Annotated in this window: 4 protein-coding genes; all 4 read left to right on the top strand. The window is 40.6% G+C overall.

Annotated features, from left to right (window positions below):
- Nucleotides 1-197: 197 nt before the first annotated feature.
- The 4 genes from purB (at nucleotide 198) to HMPREF9304_RS15125 (ending at nucleotide 6627) form a co-directional block, all read left to right on the top strand.
- On the top strand, nucleotides 198-1544 hold the full coding sequence (gene purB, locus HMPREF9304_RS00750; protein WP_036925791.1) for an adenylosuccinate lyase: 1347 nt from the start codon (nucleotides 198-200) through the stop codon (nucleotides 1542-1544).
- A 161-nt stretch (nucleotides 1545-1705) separates the two neighbouring features.
- Nucleotides 1706-3118, top strand: a complete 1413-nt coding sequence (locus HMPREF9304_RS00745) for a pseudouridine synthase (RefSeq protein ID WP_036925789.1) — start codon at nucleotides 1706-1708, stop codon at nucleotides 3116-3118.
- A gap of 323 nt (nucleotides 3119-3441) precedes the next feature.
- A complete protein-coding gene (asnS, locus tag HMPREF9304_RS00740) occupies nucleotides 3442-4836 on the top strand; it encodes an asparagine--tRNA ligase (RefSeq protein WP_036925786.1) in 1395 nt (464 codons plus the stop codon).
- A 336-nt stretch (nucleotides 4837-5172) separates the two neighbouring features.
- A complete protein-coding gene (locus tag HMPREF9304_RS15125) occupies nucleotides 5173-6627 on the top strand; it encodes a PL29 family lyase N-terminal domain-containing protein (protein ID WP_052045807.1) in 1455 nt (484 codons plus the stop codon).
- The last annotated feature ends 18 nt before the right edge of the window (nucleotides 6628-6645 follow it).

Here is a 6645-nt window from a genome sequence, read left to right as displayed (position 1 = left end):
CAAAGAAAATAAATTTTCTCTGTATTCGGCTTGCGCTATCTTTGCAGAAGATAGGATGCGCCTTAACAAAGGAAGTAAATTTTCTCTGTGTTCGGCTTGCGCTATCTTTGCAGAAAATAGGATGCATCTTTGCAAATGAAGACAGTTCGATTGTTTTGGGCTGATGCTACCCTTTAGGAAATATACATAATAAAATGATGACACTTGATGCTTTAACCGCCATTTCGCCCATTGATGGGAGATATCGCAGCAAGACAGTTGCATTGGCAGATTACTTTTCAGAATATGCGCTCATTCGCTATCGCATACGTGTGGAAATAGAGTACTTTATTGCCCTTTGCGAACTTCCGTTACCTCAACTCCAAAACTTTAACCATTCTTTGTTTCCGCGTCTTCGGGATATTTATCAAGAGTTTGATGAAACTTCTGCACAGCGTGTAAAGGATATAGAAAAGGTGACCAATCACGATGTCAAGGCGGTTGAATATTTCCTCAAAGAAGAATTTGATAAAATAGGCGGGTTGGAAACGTTCAAAGAGTTTATTCACTTTGGACTTACCTCACAAGACATTAACAACACCAGTGTGCCTTTGTCTATCAAGGAGGCATTGCATGAAGTGTTGGTTCCCTGTATTGAAGAATTGATAGAACAGTTGGAAGCCTATGCCGCCCAATGGAAGGACGTGCCAATGTTGGCAAAAACTCATGGACAGCCTGCCTCGCCAACTCGTTTGGGCAAAGAACTCATGGTGTATGTTTATCGACTTCGTGAGCAGTTAACGCTTCTCGAGAGTTGTAAGATGAGTGCTAAGTTTGGCGGTGCTACAGGAAACTATAATGCACATCATGTGGCTTATCCTGCCATCGACTGGAAGGATTTTGGCAATCGCTTCGTGCAGGAGAAGTTAGGTTTGCAGCGAGAGCAATACACCACCCAAATCAGTAATTATGATCACATGGGGGCTTTCTTCGATGCTTTGCGCCGTATCAATACCATTGTGTTAGATATGGATAGAGACTTTTGGATGTATATTTCCATGGAGTACTTTAAACAAAAAATCAAAGCAGGAGAAGTTGGGTCGAGTGCTATGCCCCACAAGGTGAATCCGATAGATTTTGAAAATAGCGAGGGTAATTTGGGGATGTCCAATGCTATTTTACAATTCTTGGCTCAGAAATTGCCAGTGAGTAGGTTGCAACGTGATTTAACAGACTCTACGGTGTTGCGTAATGTCGGTGTTCCAATAGGACATACAATGATTGCGCTTCAGAGTACATTGAAGGGATTACGCAAGCTTATCTTGAATGAAGACAAACTGTATCAAGATTTGGACAAAACTTGGGCAGTGGTAGCAGAGGCTATCCAAACCATTTTGCGTCGCGAGGCTTATCCGCATCCATACGAAGCGTTGAAAGCATTGACTCGTACCAACCACCAGATGACCGAACAGACCATTCATGAGTTCATTCAGAATTTGGATGTAAGTGACGAAATAAAAAAAGAACTGATGGCGATAACGCCACATAATTATACAGGTGTGTAAGTGTGAAAGAGGACAAAGAGTGACGCCTTTGAGAGGTGGACGACATGTTAAACGTTTCGGTTTTTCAGACCTATTTATTACGATAATAAAATCAGAAAATAAAAATATATCAAAATCAGCCGTGAGGCTAATTATTTACACAGAAAAGTTGATTAAAAATGATGGATTCAGAATTAGAAAAGAATTTTCAGGAGCAATCCTTAGAGCAGGGCAATCAAAGTCGTGAGACTTACCAAAGGCCTTCGGGAAATAATGAAAGAGACGCGCATTACGGTGAACGAAAACCTCGTCGTCGCATTCAACGTCCTTATGATGGTGAACGGATGAGTCGACCAGCAAGTGAGGGTGGCTTTCGCCCAGAGGGTTTTGGGAATAATTTAGAAAATAATAATGTAGAAAGAACTCCTTCGCGTCCTTATCGACCTCGTTATTCGAATAATGAGCAAGGAGAATATCGCTCTCGTTATCGTCGTGACTACCAAAGTGGCTATCAGTCACGTCGACAAGAAGGTTATCGCCCTCGATACCATAATGATGTAGAGGAAGGTTATACATCTCGACAGTCTAATGGATACCGCCCTCAATACAACAACGATGGCGAGAATGGATATCAGTCTCGCCAGGGTGGTTATCGCCCACGTTATAATAACAATGACAGTCAGAGTAGATACTCTCGAGAGGGAGGTTACAATCGAGGAGGGTATCAACCACGTGGAAATTATCAAAGTCGTGGGGGCTACAATAGAGGCGGTTACCAGCAAGGAGGTTATCGTCAACATTCCCCTAACTATAACCCGAATGCAAAATATAGTTTGAAGAAGCGGATTGAATATAATGAAGAGCATATCGACCCGACAGTTCCTGTTCGATTAAATAAATATTTGGCCAATGCTGGTGTATGTAGCCGGCGTGAAGCTGATGAGTTTATCCAAGCTGGGGTAGTGAAGGTAAATGGCGAAGTAGTAACAGAATTGGGAACGAAAGTCCTACGTTCGGATGAGGTGGTGTTCCATGATCAGCCTGTTTCTTTAGAGAAGAAAGTATATGTGCTGTTGAATAAGCCCAAGGATTACGTGACCACCAGTGATGATCCGCAACAAAGAAAAACGGTCATGGACTTAGTGAAAAATGCTTGTCCTGAGCGTATCTATCCTGTGGGAAGGTTAGACAGAAACACTACAGGGGTACTTTTGTTTACCAACGATGGAGATTTGGCAAGCAAATTAACTCATCCTAAGTTTCTAAAGAAGAAAGTATATCATGTGTTCTTAGATAAAAATGTAACTGCACACGATATGCAACAAATTGCTGAGGGAATTGAGTTGGAAGATGGTGAAATCCATGCAGATGCCATAGAATATACAAATGAGACAGAGAAAAATCAAGTAGGAATAGAAATCCATAGTGGTAAAAATCGCATTGTGCGTCGCATCTTTGAGAGCTTGGGCTACCGAGTGATCAAATTGGATCGAGTGCAGTTTGCAGGTTTAACCAAAAAGAATCTGCGTCGTGGCGATTGGCGATTCCTCACCGCTCAGGAAGTAGATATGCTGAGAATGGGCGCATTTGAATAGTTGAGATATATAGTTGACAGGTTGACAAGTTGACAAGTTGACAAGTTGATGGTTCCATAATGTCGCCTATAATCGATTGCTAATGACAACAAGCCATCGGTATTAACTTGTGAACTCGTCAACTTGTGAACTCGTATACAAGTTGATGGTTTCATAATGTCGCCTATAATCGATTGCGAATGACGACAAGCCATCAGTATTAACTTGTAAACTTGTAAACTCGTGAACTTGTAAACTCGTGAGCTCGTCAACTTGTCAACTCGTCAACTTGTCACCTCGTAAACTTGTGAACTCGTAAACTCGTAAACTAAAAAACTAACATAATGAAACGTACAAAAATTATTGATGTCCTTCAGAGTACAGACTTCAATCAAGAAGTGCTGGTAAAAGGTTGGGTGCGTACTCATCGCAGTAGTAAAGCCGTACACTTTATAGCACTGAATGATGGTTCAACGATTAAGAACGTACAAATAGTCGTTGACCCGGAAACAATAGACCCCGAAACACTTAAAAACATCACAACAGGCGCATGCTTATGTGTCTCTGGTACTTTGGTTGAAAGTCAAGGACAAGGACAAACCGTAGAAATTCAAGGAAAAGAAATTGAGATTTATGGCTTGTGTGGCAGCGATTATCCAATGCAGAAAAAAGGGCAGTCGTTCGAATATATGCGACAGCATGCACATCTGCGTTTGCGCACCAACACCTTTGGAGCGGTGATGCGCATTCGCCACAATATGGCAATCGCTATACATAAGTATTTTCACGATCATGGTTACTTTTATTTCCATACACCTATTATTACTGCCTCGGATGCAGAAGGAGCAGGTGAGATGTTTCAAGTAACTACGCAAGATTTGAATAATCTACCGCACGACGAACAAGGAAAGGTGAAATATGATGATGATTTCTTTGGGAAAATGACATCGCTCACCGTTTCAGGACAGTTGGAAGGTGAACTGGGTGCCACCGCTTTAGGACAGATTTATACCTTTGGACCTACTTTCCGCGCAGAAAACTCCAACACCCCTCGCCATTTGGCAGAGTTTTGGATGATTGAACCCGAAATTGCTTTTACAGATTTGGACGATCTGATGGGCATTGAAGAAGAATTTATCAAGTATTGTGTGCAATGGGCTTTGGACAATTGTAAGGACGATCTTGAGTTCTTAAACAAGATGATTGACAAAACCTTGTTGACACGATTGCAGAGCGTTGTAAACGGTAGCTTTGTGCGACTTGATTATTCCGAAGGCATCAAGATTTTGGAAGAAGCGGTAAAGAGCGGACAAAAGTTCGAATATCCTGTATCATGGGGAATGGATTTGGCGAGTGAACACGAACGCTATTTGGTGGAACACCACTTTAAGAAACCTGTCATCATGTACAATTATCCGAAGGAAATCAAAGCCTTCTATATGAAAATCAATGAAGACGGTAAAACGGTTCAAGGTACGGATGTGCTCTTCCCACAGATTGGTGAAATTATTGGAGGATCGGTTCGTGAAGAAAGTTATGAAAAGCTGCTGGGTGAAATCGAACGTCGCCACATTCCTATGAAAGACATGTGGTGGTATCTTGATACTCGTAAATTTGGTTCTTGCCCTCATGGTGGCTTTGGATTAGGCTTCGAACGTCTCATCCTCTTTGTTACGGGAATGCAGAATATTCGAGACGTGATTCCTTTCCCACGCACACCCAAGAGTGCAGAATTCTAAACAAATTCATCTGATGACATTTCACACCGATACCTTATTATATGGGGAGAACGGCACATATAGTGAAGAAATAACGTGTTATTTTGCGTGTAAATGAGAGATTAAATAAAAAAACTTGTCTAAATATTAAAAAAAGAAGATTTTTATTTGTTTGTTTTAATATTTATCTCTATATATGCACCAAAATAATTTGCCTGAGATAGGGTTACTATGTACATAAAGGACAATCATTGGTGTGTAAAAAACAGATGGCTTGGATTCCTACGGGAAAATCAAAGCGTCTTTGAATAATAAGTATATATTTAATTTTTATTGTTTTATTTAATTTTATATCGTATGAGAAAGAATTTCTTAGGTACGTTGCTAATGGGAGCATTGATTACAGCTTCTGTTGGTACGTTTACATCTTGTAAGGACTACGATGATGACATTAACAATCTGCAAACACAGATTGACGGTCTCAGGAAGTCACTTGATGAGATTAAAAAACTGATTGAGAGTGGTAGTGTGATTACCAGCGTAGCACCTATTAATAATGGTGTGAAAGTTACGATGAGTAATGGCAAAACATTTGAGATCACTAATGGTAAGGATGGTGCAAACGGTACTGTTTGGACTATTAACGAGCAAGGCTATTGGGTTAAAGACGGTCAAGTTACCGAGTATAAGGCACTTGGTAAGGATGGTGCTAAAGGTGACAAAGGTGACAAGGGTGACAAGGGTGAAGCTGGACCTAAGGGCGACAAAGGCGACAAGGGTGAAGCTGGTAAATACTATGTTCCTAATGCACAGACAGGTAAGTTTGACTTAGTAGAAAACGGTAAGACCACTCCAACAGAGATCTCTTTCTTGGCTCCTGGTACTATCACAGCTGTTAAGGATGCTGATTTCTTGAAGTTGTTTAACGTTAAGGGTGCAGAGTCTGATCCTGTTGTGATTTCTCTTACAAACAGCTTGAAATCTCTTGTATTCGTTCCTGATTTCTATTATGATGGTATTCAGGCATTCGACTTTAACACATTTGCTTTCAAAGCTTTGACTGTTGCTAAAGTAGATGCTAATGGAGATTTTGCTACAGATAAACCTACAGTAGGTGATGATTTCGTGTCTTCTCCTGATTTGGCTGCCACTTATCACTTGAATCCTACTAATGCTAAGATGAGTGATGAAGTAGCGAAGTATAAATTTGTAGCGTTCAATAAAGATTATACTCGTGCAAGTGCAGATGTTTCTTCAGCTTTCACGATGAAGTCTGTTGATTTGAAGAAAGCAGGTTATGCTACTGTACATGCAGCATACAATGGTAATGTGATTAAATCTATTGCAAACGATAAGCAAGTTACAGTTCTTGCTTTGCAATACACTGATGACGATGCAACAGTTACATCAGACTATGCAGCTGTACGCGCTAATACTTATAAGAACCTTGTGTTGAACAATCCTAAGTATGCTCCACAGGCTGACGCAGTTCCATCTTGGCTTTACAAGACAGCTAAGGACGCTATAGATAACACTGAAACTGTGAAATTGGCATGGAATAATGATAAGGGTATTGACTTGCGTGAATATGTAAATACTCGTTATCAATTTGTGAAAGCTGATGGAACTGTTGGTGAATATTCTAATTGGGATGAAAATGCCGCTGCTGGTACAGTAGAGAAGTCTGGCTACAAATACACATTCGAATTAGTAGGATGGCATGATGGTGCAAACAAGACTTCAGCGAGTGCTCATGCTGCAATTGCAGAGGATGGTTTTCTGTGTTTTGATAAAAGGACTAACAAATCTTAAATTCTTTCAAAGTATGCC

This window comes from Hoylesella timonensis S9-PR14 (genome assembly GCF_000762405.1).
Classification (GTDB): domain Bacteria; phylum Bacteroidota; class Bacteroidia; order Bacteroidales; family Bacteroidaceae; genus Prevotella; species Prevotella timonensis_A.
This window is presented reverse-complemented; position numbering and strand designations above follow the sequence as displayed.

Excerpts from the sequence above, each read along its gene's own strand:
- purB (WP_036925791.1), top strand. The coding sequence starts at position 198 with ATGACACTTGATGCTTTAACCGCCATTTCGCCCATTGATGGGAGATAT.
- HMPREF9304_RS00745 (WP_036925789.1), top strand. The coding sequence starts at position 1,706 with ATGGATTCAGAATTAGAAAAGAATTTTCAGGAGCAATCCTTAGAGCAG.
- asnS (WP_036925786.1), top strand. The coding sequence starts at position 3,442 with ATGAAACGTACAAAAATTATTGATGTCCTTCAGAGTACAGACTTCAAT.
- HMPREF9304_RS15125 (WP_052045807.1), top strand. The coding sequence starts at position 5,173 with ATGAGAAAGAATTTCTTAGGTACGTTGCTAATGGGAGCATTGATTACA.